This is a genomic window from Methylomonas defluvii, assembly GCF_033949435.1.
GTDB lineage: Bacteria > Pseudomonadota > Gammaproteobacteria > Methylococcales > Methylomonadaceae > Methylomonas > Methylomonas defluvii.
Genome location: NZ_JAXARY010000031.1, coordinates 1 through 22813, shown reverse-complemented (window position 1 = coordinate 22813; position 22813 = coordinate 1). Strand labels below are relative to the sequence as shown.

Annotated in this window: 23 protein-coding genes and 1 pseudogene; 10 read left to right on the top strand and 14 right to left on the bottom strand. The window is 52.7% G+C overall.

Annotation, left to right across the window (positions count from 1 at the left end):
• Positions 1-7: 7 nt before the first annotated feature.
• Positions 8-928 (bottom strand): response regulator, encoded by a 921-nt coding sequence (locus QLH52_RS22515; protein WP_101055137.1) that lies wholly within the window; start codon positions 926-928, stop codon positions 8-10.
• Between the two features lie 7 nt (positions 929-935).
• The gene (locus QLH52_RS22510) at positions 936-2036 is read right to left on the bottom strand and encodes a response regulator (protein WP_033155397.1); all 1101 of its coding nucleotides are present in this window, start codon (positions 2034-2036) and stop codon (positions 936-938) included.
• Positions 2037-2334: 298 nt separating this feature from the next.
• Between QLH52_RS22510 and tgt the strand changes: the two genes are divergently transcribed.
• A complete protein-coding gene (gene tgt / locus QLH52_RS22505) occupies positions 2335-3444 on the top strand; it encodes a tRNA guanosine(34) transglycosylase Tgt (RefSeq protein WP_033155398.1) in 1110 nt (369 codons plus the stop codon).
• Positions 3445-3515: 71 nt separating this feature from the next.
• Here tgt and lpxB read toward each other — a convergent pair whose 3' ends face one another.
• From lpxB to QLH52_RS22490, 3 genes are all read right to left on the bottom strand, one after another.
• Positions 3516-4667: a lipid-A-disaccharide synthase gene (gene lpxB, locus QLH52_RS22500; protein WP_033155399.1), complete on the bottom strand. Its 1152-nt coding sequence runs from the start codon at positions 4665-4667 to the stop codon at positions 3516-3518.
• Between the two features lie 61 nt (positions 4668-4728).
• The gene (locus QLH52_RS22495; protein ID WP_033155400.1) at positions 4729-5826 is read right to left on the bottom strand and encodes a DegT/DnrJ/EryC1/StrS family aminotransferase; all 1098 of its coding nucleotides are present in this window, start codon (positions 5824-5826) and stop codon (positions 4729-4731) included.
• 12 nt (positions 5827-5838) lie between these two features.
• The gene (locus tag QLH52_RS22490; protein WP_101055132.1) at positions 5839-6777 is read right to left on the bottom strand and encodes a Gfo/Idh/MocA family protein; all 939 of its coding nucleotides are present in this window, start codon (positions 6775-6777) and stop codon (positions 5839-5841) included.
• 371 nt (positions 6778-7148) lie between these two features.
• On the opposite strand from QLH52_RS22490, the gene QLH52_RS22485 reads away from it, so the two are divergent.
• The 4 genes from QLH52_RS22485 to QLH52_RS22470 are packed head-to-tail and all read left to right on the top strand — an operon-like array spanning position 7149 to position 11349.
• Complete coding sequence (locus QLH52_RS22485; protein ID WP_101055130.1) at positions 7149-8615, top strand: hypothetical protein; 1467 nt, start codon at positions 7149-7151, stop codon at positions 8613-8615.
• A 2-nt stretch (positions 8616-8617) separates the two neighbouring features.
• Positions 8618-9124, top strand: coding sequence for a cytochrome c3 family protein (locus QLH52_RS22480; protein WP_033155403.1), 507 nt, complete (start codon positions 8618-8620; stop codon positions 9122-9124).
• Between the two features lie 11 nt (positions 9125-9135).
• Positions 9136-9717, top strand: coding sequence for a hypothetical protein (locus QLH52_RS22475; protein WP_101055128.1), 582 nt, complete (start codon positions 9136-9138; stop codon positions 9715-9717).
• 15 nt (positions 9718-9732) lie between these two features.
• Positions 9733-11349: a methyl-accepting chemotaxis protein gene (locus QLH52_RS22470; RefSeq protein ID WP_101055126.1), complete on the top strand. Its 1617-nt coding sequence runs from the start codon at positions 9733-9735 to the stop codon at positions 11347-11349.
• A gap of 44 nt (positions 11350-11393) precedes the next feature.
• On the opposite strand, the gene QLH52_RS22465 is transcribed toward QLH52_RS22470, so the two are convergent.
• The 3 genes from QLH52_RS22465 to QLH52_RS22455 are packed head-to-tail and all read right to left on the bottom strand — an operon-like array spanning position 11394 to position 14475.
• The gene (locus QLH52_RS22465) at positions 11394-11951 is read right to left on the bottom strand and encodes a Uma2 family endonuclease (RefSeq protein WP_319963027.1); all 558 of its coding nucleotides are present in this window, start codon (positions 11949-11951) and stop codon (positions 11394-11396) included.
• A 9-nt stretch (positions 11952-11960) separates the two neighbouring features.
• Positions 11961-14210: a heavy metal translocating P-type ATPase gene (locus tag QLH52_RS22460; RefSeq protein WP_319963026.1), complete on the bottom strand. Its 2250-nt coding sequence runs from the start codon at positions 14208-14210 to the stop codon at positions 11961-11963.
• Positions 14211-14265: 55 nt separating this feature from the next.
• Positions 14266-14475 carry a heavy-metal-associated domain-containing protein gene (locus QLH52_RS22455; protein ID WP_319963025.1) on the bottom strand — a complete coding sequence of 70 codons (210 nt, stop codon included), beginning with the start codon at positions 14473-14475 and terminating at the stop codon, positions 14266-14268.
• A gap of 120 nt (positions 14476-14595) precedes the next feature.
• Between QLH52_RS22455 and QLH52_RS22450 the strand changes: the two genes are divergently transcribed.
• Genes QLH52_RS22450 through mutM form a run of 4 tightly spaced genes read left to right on the top strand, consistent with a single transcriptional unit; the run spans position 14596 to position 17715 of the window.
• A complete protein-coding gene (locus QLH52_RS22450) occupies positions 14596-15801 on the top strand; it encodes an EAL and HDOD domain-containing protein (protein WP_319963024.1) in 1206 nt (401 codons plus the stop codon).
• Between the two features lie 28 nt (positions 15802-15829).
• On the top strand, positions 15830-16267 hold the full coding sequence (locus QLH52_RS22445; RefSeq protein WP_319963023.1) for a rhodanese-like domain-containing protein: 438 nt from the start codon (positions 15830-15832) through the stop codon (positions 16265-16267).
• Between the two features lies 1 nt (position 16268).
• Complete coding sequence (hflD, locus tag QLH52_RS22440) at positions 16269-16892, top strand: high frequency lysogenization protein HflD (protein ID WP_171695979.1); 624 nt, start codon at positions 16269-16271, stop codon at positions 16890-16892.
• A 7-nt stretch (positions 16893-16899) separates the two neighbouring features.
• Positions 16900-17715 (top strand): bifunctional DNA-formamidopyrimidine glycosylase/DNA-(apurinic or apyrimidinic site) lyase, encoded by an 816-nt coding sequence (mutM, locus tag QLH52_RS22435; protein ID WP_319963022.1) that lies wholly within the window; start codon positions 16900-16902, stop codon positions 17713-17715.
• Between the two features lie 5 nt (positions 17716-17720).
• Here mutM and QLH52_RS22430 read toward each other — a convergent pair whose 3' ends face one another.
• The gene (locus QLH52_RS22430; protein ID WP_319963021.1) at positions 17721-19424 is read right to left on the bottom strand and encodes an ATP-binding SpoIIE family protein phosphatase; all 1704 of its coding nucleotides are present in this window, start codon (positions 19422-19424) and stop codon (positions 17721-17723) included.
• 75 nt (positions 19425-19499) lie between these two features.
• Between QLH52_RS22430 and QLH52_RS22425 the strand changes: the two genes are divergently transcribed.
• The gene (locus QLH52_RS22425; RefSeq protein WP_319963020.1) at positions 19500-19871 is read left to right on the top strand and encodes a DUF6164 family protein; all 372 of its coding nucleotides are present in this window, start codon (positions 19500-19502) and stop codon (positions 19869-19871) included.
• Between the two features lie 7 nt (positions 19872-19878).
• Here QLH52_RS22425 and QLH52_RS22420 read toward each other — a convergent pair whose 3' ends face one another.
• The 5 genes and pseudogenes from QLH52_RS22420 to QLH52_RS22400 form a co-directional block, all read right to left on the bottom strand.
• Positions 19879-20115, bottom strand: coding sequence for a TIGR02647 family protein (locus QLH52_RS22420; RefSeq protein ID WP_171695983.1), 237 nt, complete (start codon positions 20113-20115; stop codon positions 19879-19881).
• A gap of 24 nt (positions 20116-20139) precedes the next feature.
• Positions 20140-20913, bottom strand: coding sequence for a DUF3530 family protein (locus QLH52_RS22415; RefSeq protein ID WP_319963044.1), 774 nt, complete (start codon positions 20911-20913; stop codon positions 20140-20142).
• A gap of 8 nt (positions 20914-20921) precedes the next feature.
• Positions 20922-21992: an AI-2E family transporter gene (locus QLH52_RS22410; RefSeq protein WP_033155782.1), complete on the bottom strand. Its 1071-nt coding sequence runs from the start codon at positions 21990-21992 to the stop codon at positions 20922-20924.
• 18 nt (positions 21993-22010) lie between these two features.
• On the bottom strand, positions 22011-22646 hold the full coding sequence (locus tag QLH52_RS22405; RefSeq protein ID WP_319963019.1) for a DedA family protein: 636 nt from the start codon (positions 22644-22646) through the stop codon (positions 22011-22013).
• A gap of 63 nt (positions 22647-22709) precedes the next feature.
• Positions 22710-22813: pseudogene (locus QLH52_RS22400) on the bottom strand (IS5/IS1182 family transposase); the annotation flags it as partial.

The window sequence follows — 22813 nt, the reverse complement described above, 5'->3', positions numbered from 1 at the left end:
AGTCTAATTAATGGTCGAAGCCGTACAAAAAGGACACGCCGTTGACCACAGCAGTTACCGTGTTGCCGTTACCTTGATATTCCAGACGATCAAAGCTCATCAATCTGGCCATCGCGATACCGCGGCCATGCAAATCGAACACCCGTTCCGGGGAAAAATCCAGGAAGTCTTGCCAATCGAAACCATCTCCCTGGTCTTGAATGGTGAACACCAGCTTATCCGGCAAACGCTGGAAATGCACAGTAACAAAACGCCGGCTGAATTTCGGGAGTGTCAAACGTCTTTGAATTTCCTCCAGCCAGACTCCCGCCAGCATCAGTTCGCCTTTTTCCGCATAAGAAACCCCCAGATTACCGTGCTCGACCGCATTGACCATCAACTCCTGCAAACCCTGGACGACGCGCTCCGGCTCCGGACAGGATTGGGCTAAACAATGACTCAACACCTTGGCTTCATCGAGATCGCGAAAACGAAATACGGCGGATTGCACTAGTGCCAAAGGACGCCCGGCGCGATTGGCTGTTTCGGACATTTCCTGCAACTCACGGCGTTGTTGCAGTGCGGCATTGATCACGGCGATCAAGATTTCCGGTTGAATCGGTTTGGTCAGATAGTAATAAGCCCCCTGACTAAGCCCTTCCTGGATGCTTCGTTTGTCGCTGCGGGCGGTCTGCAGAATCACTGGTATGGCAGCCAAGACCCGATCTCCCTTGATCAATCGCAGTAATTCCATACCGTTCATCCCCGGCAAGCCCCGGTCCAACAGCACCAGGTCGTAGCCCATCCGGTCGTGCTGCAATGTTTCCCAGGCAATGCAGCCATTTGCGCAAACCGTCACCTGAAAGCCCTCGGCAGCGAGTAAATCCCGAATGATGATGGCGATGATTTCCTCGTCTTCAACCAACAATATACGAGCGTGTTGCGTCATGACTCATTTACTCCGGAATTGAATCGAGATGGCGTTGGGCAATAGCGCAGAATGAATCGAAATCGGCTAAAAATGCATCGGCTATGTCCGGATCAAAGTGGCGACCACGTCCCTCAGCAATAATAGTCTTGACTTCAGCAAAAGCCATGGGCTCTTTGTAAACGCGCCGGGAAATTAAAGCGTCGAATACATCCGCCAGCGCCATAATCCGCGCGGAAACCGGAATGGCATCGCCGGCCAACGCCTCCGGATAGCCGCTGCCATCCCATTTCTCATGGTGCCAATGCGCGATTTCCTTCGCCAAAATCAGAAACTCCACCGAGCGCGTCGCATCGCGTTCGGCCATTTCTATCGCATCGCTGCCCAATTTGGCATGGGTCTTCATCACCGCCCATTCTTCGGGAGTGAGTTTACCCGGCTTTTGCAGGATCGCGTCCGGTATCCCGACTTTGCCAATATCGTGTAGCGGCGCAGAGCGCGTCAGCAATTCGATGTAATGATCGGTCAATGTCGCGAAAAAACGCGGATGGCTCTGCAATGCAAGCGCCAAATGCTGTACGTAACCTTGGGTGCGCAAGATGTGGTTGCCGGTTTCCGGATCGCGAATTTCCGCCAGATGCGCCAAGGCGCGAATGCTGACTTTTTGAATCAACTCGTTTTCGCTCATCCGTTTCGCTATTTCCATTTCCAAGTAGGTGTTTTCGTCGCGCAACCAATCTCTGGCCTGCTTTAACTCCAACTGGGTGCGGATCCGCGCTAAAACGATGGGCGGCAGAATGGGTTTGGTAATGTAATCGACCGCGCCGACATCCAATCCATGCAGCTCGGACTCCATGCTGTCCATCGCCGTGACGAATATCACCGGAATCGTGCGCGTAATAGGATCGGCGCGCAGATGCTCAAAGACTTGGTAACCGTCCATGCCCGGCATCATCACGTCAAGCAAAATCAAGTCCGGATAAGGCTGATTGGCGGCCATCTGCAAGGCTCTTTGCCCGGAGGTAGCGACGCGCACGCGGTATTGCGGTTGCAGTAATTCGCTGATGACGGTGAGATTTTCCGGGGAATCATCGACTACCAAAATGGTTTTGCTTTTAGTATCCAACATACTTCCCCCGAGAACGGCCGATTATTGTTGTTATGGCCTGAAGAAAATTCATCAATTTTGCTAGTTTACATAGTGAAATGAACAATATCCGGATAATAAACGGAATTACCAAACCTGAGGTATTTCGATAGAAAAGCTGCGGCAAGTGCCTCAAATTTATAACACAATCCGACACCAACAAGTTTTCTCAGGGGACAAAAGCCGCCACGCTCGCCTGTTGAACTCAAAACGACAACTCCACTGGCTTGCGGAACGAAAAGGACCGATAATTCCGCCTTTTTTCATTTGCCGGATTTGCATGGAATTCAAACTCAAAGCCACCGATGGTCACGCCCGCCGCGGTCAACTGACTTTTGCCCGCGGCGTGGTGGAAACCCCCATCTTCATGCCGGTCGGCACCTACGGCGCGGTAAAATCGCTAACCCCGGAAGATTTAAACGCACTAGGTGCACAAATCATTCTCGGCAATACCTTTCATTTGCTGCTGCGACCCGGTATGGAGGTGATGAAAGCCCACGGCGACCTGCACGACTTCATGCGCTGGCAAAAGCCTATTCTGACCGACTCGGGCGGTTTTCAGGTATTCAGCCTGGGCGCGTTGCGAAAAATCAGCGAACAAGGCGTGACATTCAAATCGCCGGTCAACGGCAGCAAAATCTTCATGGGCCCGGAAGAATCGATGCAGGTGCAGCGCGATCTAGGGTCGGATATCGTGATGATTTTTGATGAATGTACCCCATACCCGGCCACCTATCAAGAAGCCGCTGACTCCATGCGCTTGTCCTTGCGTTGGGCTGAACGCAGCAAGCGTGCGCATGAAGGTAACTCGTCTGCATTGTTTGGTATTGTGCAAGGCGGCATGTATCCGCAATTGCGCGAAGAATCGATAGCCGGGTTGACCGACATCGGCTTTGACGGCTATGCCATCGGCGGCTTGTCGGTCGGCGAGCCCAAGCACGAAATGCTGGCGACACTGGATGCGATCCACCAGAAAATGCCGGTGGACAAACCCCGTTACTTGATGGGCGTCGGCACCCCGGAAGATCTGGTGGAAGGTGTTAGGCGCGGTATCGATATGTTCGATTGCGTGATGCCGACCCGCAACGCCCGCAACGGCCATTTATTCACCCGCCACGGCGTGATCAAAATCCGCAACCAGCAATACCAATTTGATACCCGACCCTTGGACGAAGATTGCAGTTGCTACACCTGCCGAAACTACTCGCGCTCTTATCTAAAACACTTGGACAAGTGCAAAGAAATGCTGGGCTCCAGGCTCAACACCATCCACAATCTGCACTATTACCTGGAGTTGATGCAAGGTTTGCGGGACGCGATTGACGGGCAGACTTTCGATGAATTTGTTGCGGCGTTTTACGACCAACGCGGCAGCCGCGGATCGGTTTAAAAGCCGCCGTTACGTTTCAAAATACGGTGGTTTGCCGGCAAGCCGCCGGATGCTTTACCCGTGTTGAGCGGCTAAGCACCGCCCAACATCTCTAAGGCCAGTTGCGCCATATTTTTTGAGCCGCCGCCATCGCCGAGTTGGTGTTTGACGGCCTGCAACGCCGCTAGACAATTTTGCCGATAATCCCCGTCGTCCAACAGTTGCAGAATCTCGGCCGCCAAATTTTCCGGCGTCAGTTGTTCCTGGATCAATTCCTTGACGATGGTCTTGCCGGCAATGATATTCGGCAGCCCGATAAATGGAATTTTTACCAAGCGCTTACCCAGCCAATAGCTAAACGCCGCCAGCCGATACACAATCACCATCGGCACGCCGAGTAAGGCAATTTCCAGCGAGGCGGTGCCGGAAGTAGTCATCACCGCATCGCAGCATTGGATGACATCATAAGGCTGCTGTTTGATTACCTTAACGGCTAGCGAAGTGTTTACGAAATGCGCAGCCAATGCCGCATCGCTGATCGAATCGGCTTGCGGTAAGACAAACTGCAATTCCGGCCGCTGCGCGGCCAAACTAGCCGCCGCTGCCAACATCACCGGCAGGATACGTTTGATCTCGTTGCCGCGGCTGCCAGGGAGTATGCCGACGACAGGCCGATGGGGGTCCAGGCCGAACAACTCGAAATCCTCGGAGCGACTGCCCTGCGGATGGACTTTATCTACCGAGGGATGGCCCACATAACGGACCGGGACATTTTCGGCTTCGTAATAGCGGGTCTCGAACGGAAAAATCACCGCCATCATGTCGATGGCCTTGCCGTAGGTCACCACCCTGCCCGGCCGCCAAGCCCAAACTTGCGGACTGACGTAAAACAACACCTTCACGCCTTGGCTTTTTGCAAAGCGCGCCAGCTTGAGGTTGAACTCTTTGTAATCGACGCAAACCAGCAAATCCGGTTTTTCATCGCGAATGATCTGTTTCAGTAAATTCAATGCGCGGCGGATCTCGCCGTAGTGCTTCAAAATTTCCACCAAACCGATCACGCCGATGCCGGCCGAGTCGTAGCGCACGTCGATACCGGCCTGGCGCATTTTGCTGCCGCCCATGCCGATGCCGCGAATCGACGGACAACGCTGTTTCAGTTCCAGGAACATATTGGCGGCGTGTTGCTCGCCGGAGGATTCGCCGGCGCTAAACAGCACCGTGTAGGCAGATTGATTGGTCATTTGGGAATAGTTGGTGGGCTGCGCGGTGCTTAGCCCACCCTACATTAATGCGTTTTGGAATTTACGCTGGGAAAACGCCGCGAATCACTTCGACAATTTGCTTGACGGTATCGTCGCTCAGATTGGAACAAATCGGTAAAGAGAAGCAACGCGCCGCAACCGACTCGGTAACTGGCAGGGAAAGGCCTGCGCACTCTTCTTTAAACACATTCTGTTGATGCAGCGGTACCGGATAGTAAACGGCACAACCAATCTTCTGCTCTTGCAAGGCTTTCATGACCTCGTCGCGGCGGTCGGACAACAAGGTGTATTGATGATAGACATGCACACCAATGCCGTCTTCATAAGGCGTAGTCAAGGGCAAATCGGCCATCAGATCAGAATACAAATGCGCGGCATGGCGACGAGCGGCATTGTATTGATCGATGCGTTTTAACTTAGCGCGCAACACCACGGCCTGTAGCTCGTCCAGCCGGCTGTTGTAGCCTATCACGTCGTGGTAGTAGCGCACGTCCGACCCGTGATTGCGGTATTGCTTGATCTTGGCCGCCGTCGCGTCGGAATCGGTCGTCACCAAGCCGCCGTCGCCGAAGCAGCCCAGGTTCTTGCTGGGAAAGAAACTAAAACCGGCTGCATTGCCGAAACTACCGGTTTGCTTGTTGTAGACGGTCGCGCCGAAGGATTGCGCGCAATCCTCGATCAGTTTCAAATCATGTTTTTCGCAAATGGCTTTGATGGCCGGCAAATCGGCAGGTTGGCCGAACAGATGCACCGGCATCACCGCCTTAGTTTTGGCTGTGATGGCTTTTTCGATATTTTCCGGGGTGATATTGAACGTGCCCGGATCGATGTCGACAAACACCGGCTTGGCGCCGACGTATTTGATTGCTTCTGCGGTGGCGATAAAAGTAAATGCGCTGGTAATGACTTCGTCGCCCGCGCCTATGCCTTCCGCCAATAAGGCTAAATGCAATGCATCGGTACCGGACGCGCAACCGATGGCATGTTTAACGCCCAGGTAGGCAGCGGCTTCTTTTTCAAAAGCCTGCACATTCGGCCCCAGGATAAACGCGCAATTGTTAAGGGTTTCGGTGAAACCGCCGACGATTTCATCTTGAATTTCCGCATACTGCGCTTGCAGATTGACCATGGGGATCATAGTGTCAGCCCTTTATCGATGGGTTAAAAATTTGGTGATTTCTATTGCGGTAGCCAGGGCTTTGCGGCCCGCTTCGCCGGGAACCAGCGGATTTTCGCCGGTCTTGATGCAATTGACAAAATGTTTAATCTCATCAAGCAAGGCATCGCCGCTTTCGAATACCGATTCCTCGGTGACAATTTCTGGAATACCGGGAAACATTTCTTTATCGCCGGTTCTATGTTTAATCAAAACCCGATTCTGAAAATCCACGGAAATATAGGAACAAGGACGGAACATGCGCATCTTGCGTTCCATTTTCATGCTGATGCGGCTGGCGGTGACGTTCGCCACGCAACCGTTTTTAAAGGTGATGCGGGCATTGGCGATGTCGGTACCTTGGGTTAATACGGCGGTGCCGCTGGCATCGATTTTTTCCACTTCCGAATCGACCAGCGCCATGATGATGTCGATGTCGTGAATCATTAAATCCAGCACCACGCTCACGTCATTAGCGCGCGGATTGAACGGCGACAAGCGGTGCGACTCGATAAACAGCGGTTTGTCTTCCATTTTCTCCAAACCGCGTACGGCCGGGTTGAAGCGTTCCAAATGCCCGACCTGCAGAATGACGTTCTTTTCCTTGGCAATCGCGATCAGCTCATCGGCTTCTTCCACGGTAACGGTGATCGGCTTTTCCACCAGTACATGCGCACCGGCATTCAGAAAGTCTTTGGACACGCTGTGATGGTAGCTGGTGGGCACCACAACACTCACCGCATCGACTTTGCCGAGTAAATCATGGTAATTCGTCAACGCTTGAGCGCCGTTTTTTTCGGCAACTTGTTGCGCCGCCTCGGCATTGATGTCAACCACCGCCACCAACTCGCAATCCTTTAACGATGCGTATTTTTCCGCATGAAATTTTCCTAAATATCCGGCACCTATCACGGCACATTTCAGTTTATTCATAAACGACCTAAGCTTGATTCGCGGTTTCCCAGCCTTTGACAGACGCGCGCCGGGCATAAAACCGTTCATTGTAACATCAGATTCTGTGTTGAATAAGCCGCACCAGCATTCGCAAACGGATCGGCGAATGGTTAACCCGGCCCTTAGATACCATTCGCCTTTATGCCCTTGAGAGTACTGAGTCTATCGAAGGACAAACCACTCCAGGCTTTGACGACCTCAGCTCAAACGAGGCGCCAGGGATAAGTTGAGCCCGTTGAATAAGGCCAGCCCCATGCATCAACTTGAAATGCCTACAAAAGCAACTAACCTTGCCTCGATACGAAGATTCTGAAAAAAATGTAGTCCTAAGCTTACACACAGAGACAGTTATGCATCCAAGAAACCAGCGAATAGCTATCGCCCTGCTCAGCCTGGCAGCCCACGCCAACGCGCATGCCACCGCTGCGGAAGACGAACATATCCGCCAGATTGTGCAAGGCGTGCTGAAGGAAAAGGACCAGAAAATCGAACAACTGGAAGCCCGTATCAAACAACTGGAACAAGAAAGAAGCGGCGCTGTAGCGGCAGCGCCGAGCCCGGCAGTCGCTAAGGCCGGCGAACCCGCCCCGGCACCGGTGAAAACGGCTGCGAACGGCAAACCTGAGCCAACCGTGGACACCAAACTCCAGGCCCTGGACAAAAAAATTGCCGCATTAAAAGAAGCGGCCGAAGCCAACGGCCTGCAAATGAGCGGTTTTTTCGACATCAACGCCAAAACCGGCAACTCTACTGACCAGACCTTTAGCGTCGGCTCGGTGGAGTTGGACCTGGACTATGTACACGACGACCATTTCGGCGCCAGCTCGGCTTTAGTGTTATGCGGCAACTCATCCAACGCCGACTATGGTGCGCCCGGTGCGGTATTCTGCGGTAACAGCGGCCCCGGCGCGCTGAGTGGCGGCAGCACAATGGCCGGTATCGCCGTCGCGCTGGTCGACTACCATATGTTTAATGATCGTATTCCGCCGCGCGGCCGGATTTTCAATAACAAAGGCCTGCACATCCAGGCCGGCCGTTTCGACTTACCGTTCGGCAACGATTACCAAAACTTCGCTAACAAAGACCGCATCACTGTTACCGCACCGTTGACCACCTCCCGCATGCAGCTGGGCGGTTACAATGCCGACGGCATTCGTTCCTACGGTGCCTGGGATATATTCAACTACTCGGTATTCTGGACCGACGCACTGTACGCCAATGACGGCCATACCGTCGGCGGCCGGGTGGGCCTGGCTATGGGGCAAAATACCTACAAAATCCACAACACCAATCCGGAAGGTATCGAAATCGGTGTCTCCCATCTGAGCGAGTTCGATGGCGAAAACCGCATCCGCAATACCGTTTACGGCGCGGACCTGAGTATCGGCTACGGCATGTGGCGTTTACAAAACGAATTCATGCTGCTGAATGCGCATCAACAGGTGTTTTTGGAACAAGACGCGGATGGCAACCCACTGCCTGTCATCATCCCAGATCCAAACACCAGCCCGTTCGGCAAGGGCCACCAATTGGGCTACCACTCCACGCTGACCGTGGATTTGGAAAGCCTGAGCAAACAGCCCATTGTGGTGTTCGCCCGCTACAGCCGCTGGCAGCCTTCGCAAGACCTTGGCTTGGACTTTGATGGCAGCACCGTGGCGATCAACGATCTCTCCATGCTTAGCCTCGGGTTTAACTACAAATTCAGCGATCATTTACGGGTCAAATTTGAATACAACGATTCGCTGGGCACCGAAACCGCCGAGCGTTATTTCGACAGAAAACTGGGCATAGCCCAAATCGTCATGTCTTTCTAATCATGAACAAGCTCCTATACAAATGCTTATTGGCCGGCGGCACCGGCGCACTTTTGCTGTTGTTCGTCAGTGGCGCGCATACCGCCGACGACAATCCGCACCTCATTTCCAAGCAATCGCCGCAAGCCGGGTGTAGTAATTGCCATACGACGACGCCGGAAATCAAAGAGGACGGCATTTTACACAGCAAAAATATATCAGCCGATCAAACCACCTTTAGCAAGGACGGCGTGGCCATGTGCTCCTCGTGCCATAATCCGAACCAAGGCCACAAAGTGGGTTTGAATATCGACTTTCCGGTACCCGCCGACTTGCCGCTTAACGAGGAAAACGACATTACCTGTCTGACCTGCCACTACACGCACGGCAAGCTGGATAGCGACCGGCCGCAAGCCAGCCACAGCTTCATGGATAAACTGATGAACGCCGAAAGGCTGAAAAAAAGCTTTTTACTCCGCCGTAACAACAGCGACGGCGAGCTCTGTTTAACTTGTCACAACGTCAACTAAGGTTCCTGAAAATGAACAATACCGTTACCAAACGTCGCCAAATTTTTATCAAAAGGGATTTTCAAGGCCGTTTCATCCTCGGCGCTTTTGCACTGATATTGCTGGCCGGATTATGTTCGGCCCTACTGATTTATTGGATGACCGGCGGCGATCTGCAGGCTCAATCCCAGTCGGCGCACGCCAATATCGTTAATGCGGCGGAACGCCTGGGCGTATCGATTTTAATCGGCAACTTGGTGGCTATTTTGGTTGCCGGCGGCATTGCGGTGAGCACCGTTCTTTACGCCTCGCATAAAATCGCCGGGCCCTTATATCGCTTCGAAACACTCTGCCAAGAGGTCGGCGACGGCAAGCTTGATACCGTCACGCACTTGCGAGAAAACGATCAGCTACAGGATTTGGCGCTGTCGTTTTCGAATATGGTTGCCAAACTACGCAACCGCCGCGAGCATCGCGCACGCTTAATTGCCGAACTCAACCGGCAGATCGGTTTGTACGCCTTAAACAACGGCGACGCCCTGTCAGAAGCCCAACACCATGCCGTTGCGGCAATGACGGCGTTGGTGACTGATTTAGAAAAACTTGAAAAATAATTACCCAAAAACCTCATGTTTAAAAATATCTCAATCAAATCTTCGCTGATCTTAATTGCTTCCGCTTTGGCATTTGCCAATCTGCTGTTTGTGTTGTCGCTGTGGCATGCATTTCAGTCCATAGACGACAACTTGCAAGCAGCAGCGCAAAAACAAAACACCTCGGACTATTTGTCTCATGTGCGTTTTCATGTCGTGCAGATTCAACAATTTCTGACCGACGTCGGCGCGACGCATGATGATGGCGGCTTTGCCGAAGCCAAAGAAAACCTGGACGCCGCATTGTTAAATCTGGACAAAGCCGAACAATCTCACCCGGCATTGCACGCGCAAGTCGAAACATTGAAGCGGAAAATTCAAGTAATGCACGATGCCGGCGTAAAGATGGCTTGGGATTACATTAAGTTGGGCACCGAGGCGGGCACCGTTACCATGAAGGCGCCGGGCTCAGGTCTTGACGACACAGCTGCCACGCTGACCGAAGAATTAATCAGAATTACCGAGCAACTTGATCGGGAGCTTGCCCTCGCCAAACAACAATTAAGTTCGTCTTTGCACGATTACAGCCTATCGCGTATTGCGTTTTCCATCGGGTTGCTACTGTTTGTGACGGTCTGTTTGAGCATGCTTTATTTCAAAATAGAGCCGCCACTGACCGAGCTGCAAAAATCGCTGTATCTGCTTAGACAGGGCGGCGGCGATTTGACCCGGCGCATTCCGCACGAAGGCAATGACGAAGTCGGCATTATCGTCACCCAGTTCAACGAATTTTTAAGCGTGTTACATAGCCTGATGCGGCAAGTGGCGACGGAATCCAAACAGTTGAACACTGCCTCGAACCGCTTGAGCCAAATGTCCGAGCGGGTACAAGAGGATATTTTGAAACAGCAGATGGGCACGGATCAGGTCGCGGCAACGGTAACGGAACTATCCGCGACAGTGACGGAAGTGTCCAACAACACGGCTAACGCCGCGCAAACGGCGCAGAAAAGCAGCGTGGCCGCCAACCACGGCAAGGCGGTGGTGACCAATACGGTGCAATCGATTCATGCGCTGTCTAACAATATCGACAGGGCCAGCACCGTAATCGGTAATGTCGAGCAAAACTGCGTGAATGTCAGCTCGGTGCTGGATGTGATTCAGAGCATCGCCGATCAGACTAATTTATTGGCGCTCAATGCGGCGATTGAGGCCGCCAGAGCCGGCGAACAAGGCCGTGGTTTTGCGGTAGTGGCGGACGAGGTGCGGACACTGGCCAGCCGAACCCAGGATTCCACGCATGAAATTCAAGCGATGATAGAGCGCTTGCAGCAAGGCTCGCGGGAAGCGGTGAAAGCCATGTCGGAAAGCCGAAATCAGGCTAAGGAGACCGTTGAAGTCATCGAAAGTACCGGCGAATTGCTGGACAACATTTCCAGTATGGTGGCGCAAATTTCCACCATGAATACGCATATTTCCGACGCGGTGAAAGAACAAAAAATCGTCGTCGAGCACATTAATCAAAACATCAATTCGATTAATGACGTCACCATCAACAACTCGAAGGACGCCGAGCAAACCGCGCAAGAAGCCCATCATTTGCAAAAAATCGCCGGTAATTTACACACCACGATTTCCCAATTCAAACTATAAGCCACCCAGCGCGCTATTCGGTTTGCCTGCAAGCCAATAGCGCCTTACAACTCAAAAACCTCCGCCAAGGGCAAAATCAACTCCGACAAACTCAACAGGGGCAAATCTTCCTCAACCCCAAAAACGTCGGCATTGGCATAGCGACCGTCTGCGCCCAGAAAAAAACGCTGAACATAATTTTCCAACGGGTCGATGACCACATATTCCCTCACGCCGGCACGCTCGTAGAGCGCTTTTTTTTCTCGCATATCCTTCAGCGCCGTGCTGGGGGATAAAACCTCTACCACCAAATCCGGCGCCCCGTGTATGGCTTTTTCGCCAATCTTTTCCGGATTGCAGACCACAAACAAATCCGGTTGCACCACGTCATGCTCGGAGAGAATGACGTCCACAGGGGCGATGAAAGGCTTGCAGGGCTTACCTTTTAAAAATTGTTCCATCCGGCTAAAAACACGTCCAGCAACCGTCTGATGTTTGATGCTGGGTGCGGGACTCATATTGTAAGGAACGCCGTCGATTAACTCCCAGCGCTCGTCGTCCGGCCATCCCGTATAGTCGGCGATACTGAAGGTTTGTACCGACGCTTTAGGCACGCTATTCATTCTTCGCCCCTACTGAACATCCAGCTTAATCCAGCGCAAACGATTGGCGTTACTGACGACCGTGACCGATGACATGGCCATGGCCGCGCCGGCAATCATTGGGTTGAGTAACAAGCCAAATAACGGATACAGCAAACCGGCCGCGACCGGAATGCCGATAGTGTTGTAGAAAAATGCACCCAACAGGTTTTGCTTGATATTGGCAACCGTCAATGTCGACAGCGCCATTGCCTCGGACACCTTCAATAAGGAGCCTTGCAGCAACACAATGTCGGCGCTTTCGATAGCCACGTCGGTGCCGGTGCCAATCGCAAAACCGACATCCGCTTGCGCCAGGGCCGGCGCGTCGTTGATACCGTCACCGACCATGCCGACAATTTCGCCTTGCTGTTGCAAGGCTTTTACCACGGCGGCTTTGTCTTGTGGCAAGACTTGCGCTCGGACTTCGCTGATTCCGGCTTGCGCCGCTATCGCTTGCGCGGTGATCTCGTTGTCGCCCGTCACCATCAGCACGCGGATACCCTGCTTCCGTAATTGCCGTACCGCTGCGGCGGAATCGGGTTTAATCGGGTCTGCGACCGACACGATGCCAACCACCGAATTTTCGACGGCCAAAAACATTGGTGTCTGGCCTTTTGCCGCCAACTCGGCCATTTTATCGCGATGCTTGCTATCGTCGATGCCATGTTCCGCTAGCAACGCGGCATTGCCGAACAAACATTGCCGATCCGCGATGCGGCCGGCGATACCGTGCCCGGCCACGGCCTGAAATTTTCTGACCTTCTCCAACTTAAGCTGTTTTTGTTCGGCAGCCGCCAGTATCGCTGCGGCCAAGGGATGTTCGGACCCCGATTCCAGACTGGCGGCATACTGCAACACCTGGACTTCGTCGACATCGCCAAAAGCGATCACTTCAGCCAGACTGGGCTTACCGGCAGTGACGGTGCCGGTCTTATCCAGAATCAGGCAAGTCAACTTGCCGGCGCTTTGCAAGGCTTCGCCTTTGCGGATCAATATACCGATTTGCGCGGCACGACCGACCGCGACCATCACCGAAATCGGCGTAGCCAAACCCAATGCGCACGGGCAAGCAATTACCAACACCGTCATCGATGTGACAAACGCATAACCCAGAGCCGGGTCTGGGCCAATACTCAACCAGATTAAAAAAGTCAGTACCGATATGCCCACCACGGTGGGGACAAATACCGCGGAAATCTTGTCCGCCAGTTTGGCAATCGCCGGTTTGCTGTTCTGCGCTTGCCGCACGCTTTGAATAATCTGCGCCAAAGCGGTATCGCGGCCAATGCGGGTCGCGCTAAATAAAAAACTGCCTTGCTGATTGATGGTGCCGGCGGCGACACTGGCACCTTCCATTTTCTCAACCGGCATCGATTCGCCGGTCAGCATGGATTCGTCGATAGTGGAATGTCCTTCCAACACCACACCGTCCACGGCGATTTTTTCGCCGGGTCTAACCCGCAAGGTTTCACCAAGACCGACTTGCTCAATAGGAATATCGATCTCTTGTCCCTCTCGCACCACCCGAGCGGTACGGGGTTGCAAACCGATCAGCGCGCGTATCGCCGCCGAGGTTTTACCCCGCGCCCGAGTTTCCAGCGCACTGCCCAGATTGATGAACGCCAAGATCACCGCCGAGGCCTCGAAGTAGGCATGAGCGGACAGTGAAGGCAGCTGGCCGGAGTAATCAATGACGATACAGGAGTACAACCACGCCGAGCCGGTACCCAGCGCGATCAAGGTATCCATATTGGCCTGCTTGACCAGCAGCAATTTAAGCGCGCTGTGAAAAAAATGTCCGCCGGAATAAAACATCACCGCCAACGTCAACAGGGCCACCTCGGACCAAAACACCGTGCCGGCGGCACTGCCCATGGCCGGAAACCAGTCCAGATGTGCGCCCAGCATCAAAGGCAGACCCAATGCGCCGGCCACGCCAGCTTTTCGCAGCAGGTCGCGATAACGCTCTTCTTCCTGCTTTTCCTCTTCACTCGGGTCTTCCAAGCCTTCCATCACCGCCGCATCGTAGCCGGCGGATTTTAAGGCCTGCTTCATGGCTTGATGATCGGGATCGCCGCCGACGGTAGCAGAGTGGTCGGCAAAATTGACGGTGACGGACGCAACCCCCGGCACCGATTGCAAGGCGGTTTCCACTGCGCTGACACAGCCGGCGCAACGCATGCCGAGTATGGAAAGGCGTATTTCCTGCTGCTGATTAGTCGATTGATCTAAAGTCATGATGACGATTCCCAAGCAATATCGTGTTGATCCGTAGGCAAACGCCGATGCGGTTTTATTCGACCTTGAAACCGGCGTCGGTGATAACGTCTTCGATTTCGTCCAAGTCGGTTTGCGCCGGATCAAATTCGACTTCGACCCGTTTGTCTTTATGCGAGGCCTGCACCGTTACCACGCCGGCAATCGCCGATACTTTACTGACGATGCTGCTCTCGCAACCACCGCATTTCATACCGCTTACTGTTAACGTTGCTGATTCGGACATGTTGATCTCCTTATGATTGAAATTAAGACTGGTCGGCCATTCTCGACTTAAACTGTTTGAACATGGTATAAGGCGCGACCTATTCGCATGATAGTGCAATGATCGGGAGCCCGTAAATAAATGACAGATTTTCTGATTGGCAGACAGCAAATTCTGGACCGCCATCTGAACACTTTCGCCTACGAGATTTTATTCAGGGGCAAAGATTTCGATCTCAGTTTGAAAGATGGTGCCGCCAACGCCACAAATCAAGTTATCACCGATACGCTGCTGGAAATCGGCCTGAACGAACTGGTCGGCCCCCACAAAGCCTTCATTAATTTCACCACGCAAAACATCCTAGACAAAACGCCGCTGCATCTGCCCAAAGAGCGTATCGTCATCGAAGTACTGGAAAGCGTGACTATTGATGACAACATTGTCGCCAACCTGAAAGAATTATCACAACTGGGCTATACCATCGCGCTGGACGACTTCGTCTTGTCCCCGGAGTGGCTGCCCTTGCTGGAGTTTGCCGATATTATCAAGCTGGATGTGATGGCCGACGGACTGGACGGCACCCGGCAACTGATTGAACAGCTAAAACCCTATAAACTCAAATTGCTCGCGGAAAAAGTCGAAACGCATCAGGAGTTTGAAACCCTACGCGAATGGGGCTGCGAGCTGTTTCAAGGCTTTTTCTTCAGTAAACCCAATATTGTGGAAGGTAAACGGCTAGGCGTCAGCCAAACCGCCGCCATCCAATTACTGTCCGCAGTGAACAAGGCGGACGCCAGTTTTGCGGAAATCGGCAAGATTATCTCGCAAGACGTTGGGATGAGTTTTAAATTGCTGCATTATTTAAATTCCGCGTTTTTCGGCTTGCCGCAAAAAATCGAATCCATTCAGCATGCCATAGCTTGCCTGGGACTGGTCGAGATCAAACGCTGGGTGAATATTCTGGCCTTATCTTCCATGTCCGGCAAACCTTCTTCGGTACTGCAAAACGTGCTGATCCGCGCCAAAATGTGTGAATTAATAGCGCGAGAACTTAAAGACGATCAGGAACACTATTTTTTAATCGGCATGCTGTCGGGTTTGGACAGTCTGTTGGACATGCCGGCGAACAAAGTATTGGAACAATTGCCGCTGGCGGAAGATGTTGACGATGCCATTTTGAAATATCGCGGCAACGCCGGCGAAGCGTTACAATTCTGCATCGCCTACGAGCGCTGGGAGCCTGGCCTTGGCACCTTCCGCGGCATAAATCCCGAGTGTATCGCCAATATCTATCTGGAGAGCATAGACTGGTGGGCGACGCGCATTTTACCTTTCTTGGCCGCTTGAGCCATTTATCCTACCTACCGGCATCATCATGAAACTGAGACTGACTTTATTCTGGCTAGGCTGTCTATTCGCGGCCCATCTTTACGCCACCGAACTAGGCGTAGTCACTGCCGAACAACTTCTAAGCATGCAGCAAAATCAGAATGCGCTGGTCGTGGATGTGCGTACCGCGCCGGAATGGCAAGCCACCGGCGTCATCGCCAACAGCCAAAAACTGGAATCCTTTGACGGCAACGGCCACTTCGACCAGGAAAAATGGCTGGCCAACTTGGAAAAACTGAAATCGTCGCCCGACCAACCGATCATTTTGGTTTGCCGTTCCGGGAATCGGAGCGGTAAGATCGGCCAAATCCTCACCGAGCAGCTGGGCATGAAAAATGTCTATCATTTGTCCAACGGCATCCAGTCATGGATCAAAGACGGCCACCCGGTTAAAGCCGATTGTTTGACTACCGCCTGTAAGTAACATGTCCCTGAACACGCTCAGTAACCAAACCATCGCGCTGGCCGGCATCGCCCAAGCCTGCTCCTTGGTGCATCAGCTTGCCGGCACCGGCACTTGTCCAAACGCCGCATTGGAAGCCAGCATCAGCAGTTTGCTGAAAATAGACGCGGACAGCGTGATTGATGTCTACGGCGGCTTGATCGGTATCGAACACGGCTTACAACAGCTCACGACCCAGCTCGGCAGCCGGGTGCTGGCCAGTCCGGAACAGGCCCGATACGCGGCACAGATTGTCTATTTGCAAAAACAGTTGAACAAACAGCCGGACATGCAAAAAACCATACAGGCCGGCGTCAGCAAGGCTCAAGCTCAAACCGAACATTTCGGCGTGCTGCATGAAAATGTGCTGGCCAATCTGGCCGATGTGTATCACAGCACCATCAGTACCCTGCAACCGCGGATCATGGTGCAAGGCGATCAGCAATATCTGGGCAACCAAAGTACTGTGAATAAAATACGCGCCCTGCTGTTGGCAGGCATACGCGCCACTTTATTGTGGCGGCAATGCGGCGGCAGCCGCTGGAAGCTATTGTTCTTCCGCAAAAAGATCCAGGACGAAGCCCAGTTTTTACTCACCCAAATCTGACGCAATCATGCCGGAATTACCTGAGGTCGAAACCAGTCGGCGCGGCATCGCGCCGCATATTACCGGCAAAACCTTTAAAACCGTGATTGTGCGTCACCCGCAGTTGCGTTGGCCGGTTCCCGAGTCCCTGACCATCGATTTGCCGGGCCAGCGTCTGGACGCTGTCGAGCGGCGCGGCAAATATTTATTACTCGGTACGGGGCGCGGCACGCTGATCCTGCATCTGGGCATGTCGGGGAATCTGCGCATCACCACACCCGAGCAAACGCTGCGCAAGCACGACCATATCGACTTCATTTTTGCCGACGATACGGTACTGCGCTTTAACGATCAGCGCCGCTTCGGCGCGGCCTTGTGGACTGCCGAAGATCCAATGTTGCATCCCTTGCTGGCCACGCTGGGGCCTGAACCGCTCTCCGCGGCATTCGACGCTAACTATTTGCGGCAGCGGGCGGCAAACCGCGCGGTGCCGATCAAATCATTGATTATGGACAGCCATGTCGTGGTGGGCGTGGGGAACATTTATGCCAGCGAAGCCTTGTTCTTAGCAGGCGTACAGCCGATGCGCTGCGCCGGAGAACTGGATACGCCGGCGTGCGAAGCGTTGGTGGCGGCGATCAAAACCGTATTGCAACAAGCCATCGATAAAGGCGGCACCACGTTGCGCGACTTTAGCAATGCCGAGGGCAAACCCGGTTATTTCAAACAATCCCTAAATGTGTACGGTCGCGGCGGACAAGCCTGCCTGCGCTGCAAGGAACCAATTCAGCAACTCAAAATAGGTCAACGAGCCAGCTACTATTGCGGCAATTGCCAACACTAAGCCCGTTAATGCCGCCAATCGAAAACGGCGGTTACGCGATTGCCGCAACCGTGGTAGCTCAGGCTGCTGCATAAAGTCTCCAGCATGATAATGCCGCGGCCGCAGTAAGCCTCATCACTCTTCCGCAAACCGATGCGCCGTCGCCAATCGAAGCCGTTGCCGCTATCGACGACTTTAACGATCAAGCGGCCACCGTACTCGGTCGCATGATGGATAAACGATAAGCGGATTTTGCCGCGCTGGAGCTGTTGCAACCTCTCGTCCTTCATCGCATAAAAGCGCATAAAGCCCTCCGGACTGCTCTTCAGAGCCGAATCCAAGCCCAGCACGCCATGGTCCAGCGCATTCGCGAACAATTCACTGACTATCATGAAAATATCCTGGCGATAATTCTGTAAACCCTGGATTTCCATGACGGTGTTGACCATGACCGGCACCGGATTGATCAGGCGCAAACTATCGATGTCAAATTCCAGTACCTGCTTCCAGGTCGTCGCGGCGATCCGTTGCCGGGGAAGCCGGATTTCTCGCCGCCCCCAGGGCACGCTATCGACCGCACAGCTCAAAATAACCAGGGTATTGTCATCTTTCTGAATCGCACCGCCGGTGTGTGCTTCAAGGCTGGCCTGCAAATTTTTGATGGCGTCGGATTTACTTTGCCGGATAGCATTAAGAATGCGTTCCCCGCCGAAAAGCTCACCTTCAGCATTTTCCGCCTCAAAAATGCCATCCGTGAGCAGATATAAACGCTGATTCTCGCTTACCCGATGCAGTTGCTCTTCGATGTCAATCGAAGGCTGAATACCCAGCGGAATATTCAAAGAGCGTATCGCCAAAAAACTGTTGTCGGCATGATTGACTAAAAAATGCTCGGGTAGCCCGCAGGTAATGCTTTTCATAGACGACGACTCGGGATACAGCGCCACCACCGTCGCCGCCAAAAAGCGGTTGGCCGGCAACACCCGATACAGTTTGGCGTTAATTTCGGTAACGATTTCGTTAATATCGAAACCTTTCCGCGTCATGCCATAGAAAATATCCGCCAGCGGCGTAGCGGCTATCGATGCCGACAAACCGTGGCCGGTAAAATCGCCCAACAGCACATGCAAATGATTTTCCGGGGTTTTGGCAATCAACACCAAATCGCCGTTAAACAAGGCCATCGGCGACATCACCACTTCCACGGCTTCAGTTTCCAGAAAGTCGGCTTTTAACACGTCGTTGAACAGTTTGGCCGCGACTTCATGTTCCAGATCGGAAGTCTGCCAATAATCGAGCAACAGCGTTTTTTGCGCGTGCTCGTGCTGATACAACATGCGCAGTTTTAACGACGACCGTATTTTTAACAGCAATAAATGCTGATTGACCGGTCGACAAATGACGGCGTCGATCTCAACAGCGGCGCAATGGTCCAGCAGCGTGTCGGTTAAATCATCGGCAATCAATATGATAGGCAGGTAGGAATCGGCCGCATCGCGCATATCGGCTACCTGCCGCCAAGGCCAATCTCGACAGGCAATAATCAGTAAGTCCACCGGCGCATTTGTCAGCAGCTCCATCACCTCTTCCGCACTCGACGCCACCGCACAGCGAAAATCCTGCGCGCGCAGCACGCCTTGCAAACTATCTGCACTTGGGTTTGCTCCAGCATCCTCCAGCAAAACAATAGAGGTCTGAGCGGGCAGTGGAAATGGGCTGGGTTGATTCATTCTGAAGAGTTTGCCCGGCGCTCGATGCACGCTTATTGATTTATAATTTGCGCTTCTTACACCATGCGGCTGGCTATGACGATTTTATTTTTCTCGCTAAGAGGCGTACCCACGGACGAAGCGGACGATGTTCGGCAGTTACTGGCCGACAACGATATTGAATTTTACGAAACGTCAGCAGGCAACTGGGGCATTTCCATGCCGGCTATCTGGCTTTATCAACGCGATGACGTCGATAAAGCCAGACAATTATTCAACGAATACCAACAAAAACGCGCCCTAAACCAACGCGCACTTTACCGGCAATTGAAGGCGCAAGGCGAATACCAAGGCTTTTTCCGCCACAATCTGAACAAGCCCATCCGATTTCTCGGCTATAGCCTGCTCATAGTCCTGATTTTTTACGTCTCTTTGAAGTGGTTGTTCGAGCTGGGCCTAGGCCTTTGAATCGTCGTTAGTTAGACTGCAATATCGTCAACATCCGTTGGGCGTGTTCCGCCACTTCTATACCCAGGTCGGTCAGATACCCGCCGTCATGCTGGGTGACCAATCCTTTGTCGAACAGACGTTGCGCCGCAGCAATCAATACCGGCTCGGCATTGCCATGCACCTTGACGCCTTCTTGTACGGACTCCAGATTGAACAAGGATAAAAATTTAATTTCCGCGACCAATTCTTCGGTTAAAAGCATGTGTTACACCCTTTGTAATAATTATTAATCTTCGCTGACCGTCGTAGTCAGCCAACTGTATACGCGCTTTACAAGCAAATCGTAATCTTGTTGATAGCCGTGATCCTCGCCATCCATTCTTATCTGCCGATACACCGGATTATCTTTACCGGCCATACGCCGTTGCCGGGCGCTATCGAGCACTGCCGGTAAATCAAACTCGGCATACACATCCAAAAAAGGCAATTGCACTTTTTTAATCAAATCGAGGCTTTGCGCCTGTGTTGCAGTGGTTTGCGGCACGGGCAAACTAATCGATACCAGCGCCGTCACGTCATTGGGTTTATCGGCAAGGCGGGATGCGGCCATCAAAGCGCCCATGCCGTAGCCGACAATTGCGATATGTTTCGCACCGTTTTTCAGCAGATGCTCCACAGCCGCATCAATCCGTCCACGTGCTTCTTCGAACAGCGGGTAATAGTCTTCAGCCTGCGCGCCGCTTTCCCTGACAGGCATTTGTAGGGCAAGCGTCGCCCAATTATGCATCGGCAACGTGGTTCGCAAGCGATGAATCAATGGCTTGGTATCGGGATGTTCGCCCATATCGTGCAGTACGATTGCCACTTGGCTGTTGTCGGTCTTTTCGGCTTCCGTGAAGAGCGCCAGAAAAGTTTTGTCGGCGGATTTCAACCAAATCGCCTGCCCCACGGGCAATTGTTGCTGAATAGCCGCAGCAAAGTCCTGCTCTCTGCGGCTATCGGTCGCAAACACCGATGTCGAAATTAGCAATAATGCCGCAAATAACGACGCATTGCGCATAGCGAACACTAACCTTTGCTGTAAAAACCGCTAAAGGTATAACGCTCATGGATATGCCGCAACAGCACCATAATCACCGACGCCACCGGCAAGGCCAACAAGACGCCTAAAAACCCGAACAGCTGACCACCCGCCAGTACAGCAAACATGACTGCTACGGGATGTAAACCGATTTTGTTTCCGACCAACCACGGCGTCAACAGCATGCCTTCCATACTCTGACCCACCGCAAAAACGATCAACACCGGCAATAAATGCATCGCATCCTGAAATTGCAGCAAGGCCGCGATGCAGGCAAAGACGATACCGGTGATGGCACCCATATACGGCACGAAACTGACCAAACCAGCCAGCATACCGATCACCAGGGCCAGTTCCAGATCCACCAACCATAAGCCGACGCTGTAAATCACGCCCAGCGCCAGCATCACATAAAACTGGCCGCGCATGAACGCACCCAACACCACGTCGGCCTCGCCAGCCAGTTTGGCGACAGTGCCGGCAACGCGGCGTGGAAACAAATCGTGGATTCGCGCCACTAAGTCGTCCCAATCGCGCAGTAAATAGAAGGTAATCACCGGAATCAACACCAGATTCATCACCCAACCAACGATCACCGCACCGGAATGGGAGACCGATTGAATCAGGTTCTCGGCAACGCCGTCGCCGTCTTGCCAATGACTCTTGATCAGATTAATCAATTGATCTTCGCGCAACGGTCTAATCGTGCGTCCCAGATATTTTTGCAAAACCGGCACGACCGATTTGTTTATCCAGTTTAAATAAGACGGCAGTTTGTCGATGAATTCGCTGATTTGATATTCCAGGGCAGGAATGATGACGATCAGCAGCGCAGCTATCGAAAAAATGATGCCGGAAAACACCACCATGACTGCCAGCGTCCGATTTAAACGCCAACCGCGGAATTGCAAAGTTTCCAGCCTATCCACAACAGGATCGCCGAGGTAAGCGAGAATGGCCGCAAACGCAAAAGGCATCAGCACCGGCGCCAACACATACAATAGGCCGCCGAAAGCCAGTATAAAGGCCAGTACAAACCATTTTTGCGAATCGTTCATCTCTACCATCATGCGACCTTATTGCTTGGCTTGTTTACGGGCTTTCCAAACTTCCAGGACTATCGGCAAGACCGAAATCAGCACGATGCCTAACACCACTAACTCAAAGTTTTTCTTCACCAGCGGAATATTGCCGAAGAAATAGCCGGCAAACACGCAAATCAACACCCATGCCACTCCGCCGATAATGTTATACAAAATGAAAGTGCTGTAAGGCATTTTCCCTATCCCGGCCACGAACGGCGCAAAGGTTCGCACGATAGGCACAAAGCGCGCCAGTACGATAGTTTTACCGCCGTAGGTATCGTAGAACGCCTGGGCGCGGTCAAGATGTTCGCGGTTTACCCAACTGAGCGAATAGGCGCGTTGACCAATGCTGCGACCTATCCAATAGTTGACGGTATCGCCCAGCACCGCCGCAGCTCCCAAAACACCGAGCAATATCGGCAGATTGAAAGCATCCATCGCCACAAAGGCACCGGCGGCAAACAACAGGGAGTCACCGGGCAAAAACGGCATCACTACAAAACCGGTCTCGACAAAAATAACCAAAAACAAAATGGCATAGGTCAGCGTGCCGTAGTCGCTGATGATATTGGCCAAATGTTTATCGATGTGCAGCAGAATGTCGGTCAAATAGTGTAGCCAGTCCATGTTTTACTCGTTTGGTTGAAAAATCTCGGTCAATAATATCTGCTACTAGGGGCTGTTGCCGTTTCACATCGGTAACCATATAAATGCACAAGCCAGGGCGATAGCACCTTCAAAATTGCGTTTTAGTTTGTCATATCGGGTGGCAATAGCTCTAAAATGTTTCAGTC

Bases quoted from the DNA above. Each gene is read 5' to 3' on its own strand.
- QLH52_RS22515 (WP_101055137.1), bottom strand. From the start codon at position 928: ATGACGCAACACGCTCGTATATTGTTGGTTGAAGACGAGGAAATCATC.
- QLH52_RS22510 (WP_033155397.1), bottom strand. From the start codon at position 2,036: ATGTTGGATACTAAAAGCAAAACCATTTTGGTAGTCGATGATTCCCCG.
- tgt (WP_033155398.1), top strand. From the start codon at position 2,335: ATGGAATTCAAACTCAAAGCCACCGATGGTCACGCCCGCCGCGGTCAA.
- lpxB (WP_033155399.1), bottom strand. From the start codon at position 4,667: ATGACCAATCAATCTGCCTACACGGTGCTGTTTAGCGCCGGCGAATCC.
- QLH52_RS22495 (WP_033155400.1), bottom strand. From the start codon at position 5,826: ATGATCCCCATGGTCAATCTGCAAGCGCAGTATGCGGAAATTCAAGAT.
- QLH52_RS22490 (WP_101055132.1), bottom strand. From the start codon at position 6,777: ATGAATAAACTGAAATGTGCCGTGATAGGTGCCGGATATTTAGGAAAA.
- QLH52_RS22485 (WP_101055130.1), top strand. From the start codon at position 7,149: ATGCATCCAAGAAACCAGCGAATAGCTATCGCCCTGCTCAGCCTGGCA.
- QLH52_RS22480 (WP_033155403.1), top strand. From the start codon at position 8,618: ATGAACAAGCTCCTATACAAATGCTTATTGGCCGGCGGCACCGGCGCA.
- QLH52_RS22475 (WP_101055128.1), top strand. From the start codon at position 9,136: ATGAACAATACCGTTACCAAACGTCGCCAAATTTTTATCAAAAGGGAT.
- QLH52_RS22470 (WP_101055126.1), top strand. From the start codon at position 9,733: ATGTTTAAAAATATCTCAATCAAATCTTCGCTGATCTTAATTGCTTCC.
- QLH52_RS22465 (WP_319963027.1), bottom strand. From the start codon at position 11,951: ATGAATAGCGTGCCTAAAGCGTCGGTACAAACCTTCAGTATCGCCGAC.
- QLH52_RS22460 (WP_319963026.1), bottom strand. From the start codon at position 14,210: ATGACTTTAGATCAATCGACTAATCAGCAGCAGGAAATACGCCTTTCC.
- QLH52_RS22455 (WP_319963025.1), bottom strand. From the start codon at position 14,475: ATGTCCGAATCAGCAACGTTAACAGTAAGCGGTATGAAATGCGGTGGT.
- QLH52_RS22450 (WP_319963024.1), top strand. From the start codon at position 14,596: ATGACAGATTTTCTGATTGGCAGACAGCAAATTCTGGACCGCCATCTG.
- QLH52_RS22445 (WP_319963023.1), top strand. From the start codon at position 15,830: ATGAAACTGAGACTGACTTTATTCTGGCTAGGCTGTCTATTCGCGGCC.
- hflD (WP_171695979.1), top strand. From the start codon at position 16,269: ATGTCCCTGAACACGCTCAGTAACCAAACCATCGCGCTGGCCGGCATC.
- mutM (WP_319963022.1), top strand. From the start codon at position 16,900: ATGCCGGAATTACCTGAGGTCGAAACCAGTCGGCGCGGCATCGCGCCG.
- QLH52_RS22430 (WP_319963021.1), bottom strand. From the start codon at position 19,424: ATGAATCAACCCAGCCCATTTCCACTGCCCGCTCAGACCTCTATTGTT.
- QLH52_RS22425 (WP_319963020.1), top strand. From the start codon at position 19,500: ATGACGATTTTATTTTTCTCGCTAAGAGGCGTACCCACGGACGAAGCG.
- QLH52_RS22420 (WP_171695983.1), bottom strand. From the start codon at position 20,115: ATGCTTTTAACCGAAGAATTGGTCGCGGAAATTAAATTTTTATCCTTG.
- QLH52_RS22415 (WP_319963044.1), bottom strand. From the start codon at position 20,913: ATGCGCAATGCGTCGTTATTTGCGGCATTATTGCTAATTTCGACATCG.
- QLH52_RS22410 (WP_033155782.1), bottom strand. From the start codon at position 21,992: ATGAACGATTCGCAAAAATGGTTTGTACTGGCCTTTATACTGGCTTTC.
- QLH52_RS22405 (WP_319963019.1), bottom strand. From the start codon at position 22,646: ATGGACTGGCTACACTATTTGACCGACATTCTGCTGCACATCGATAAA.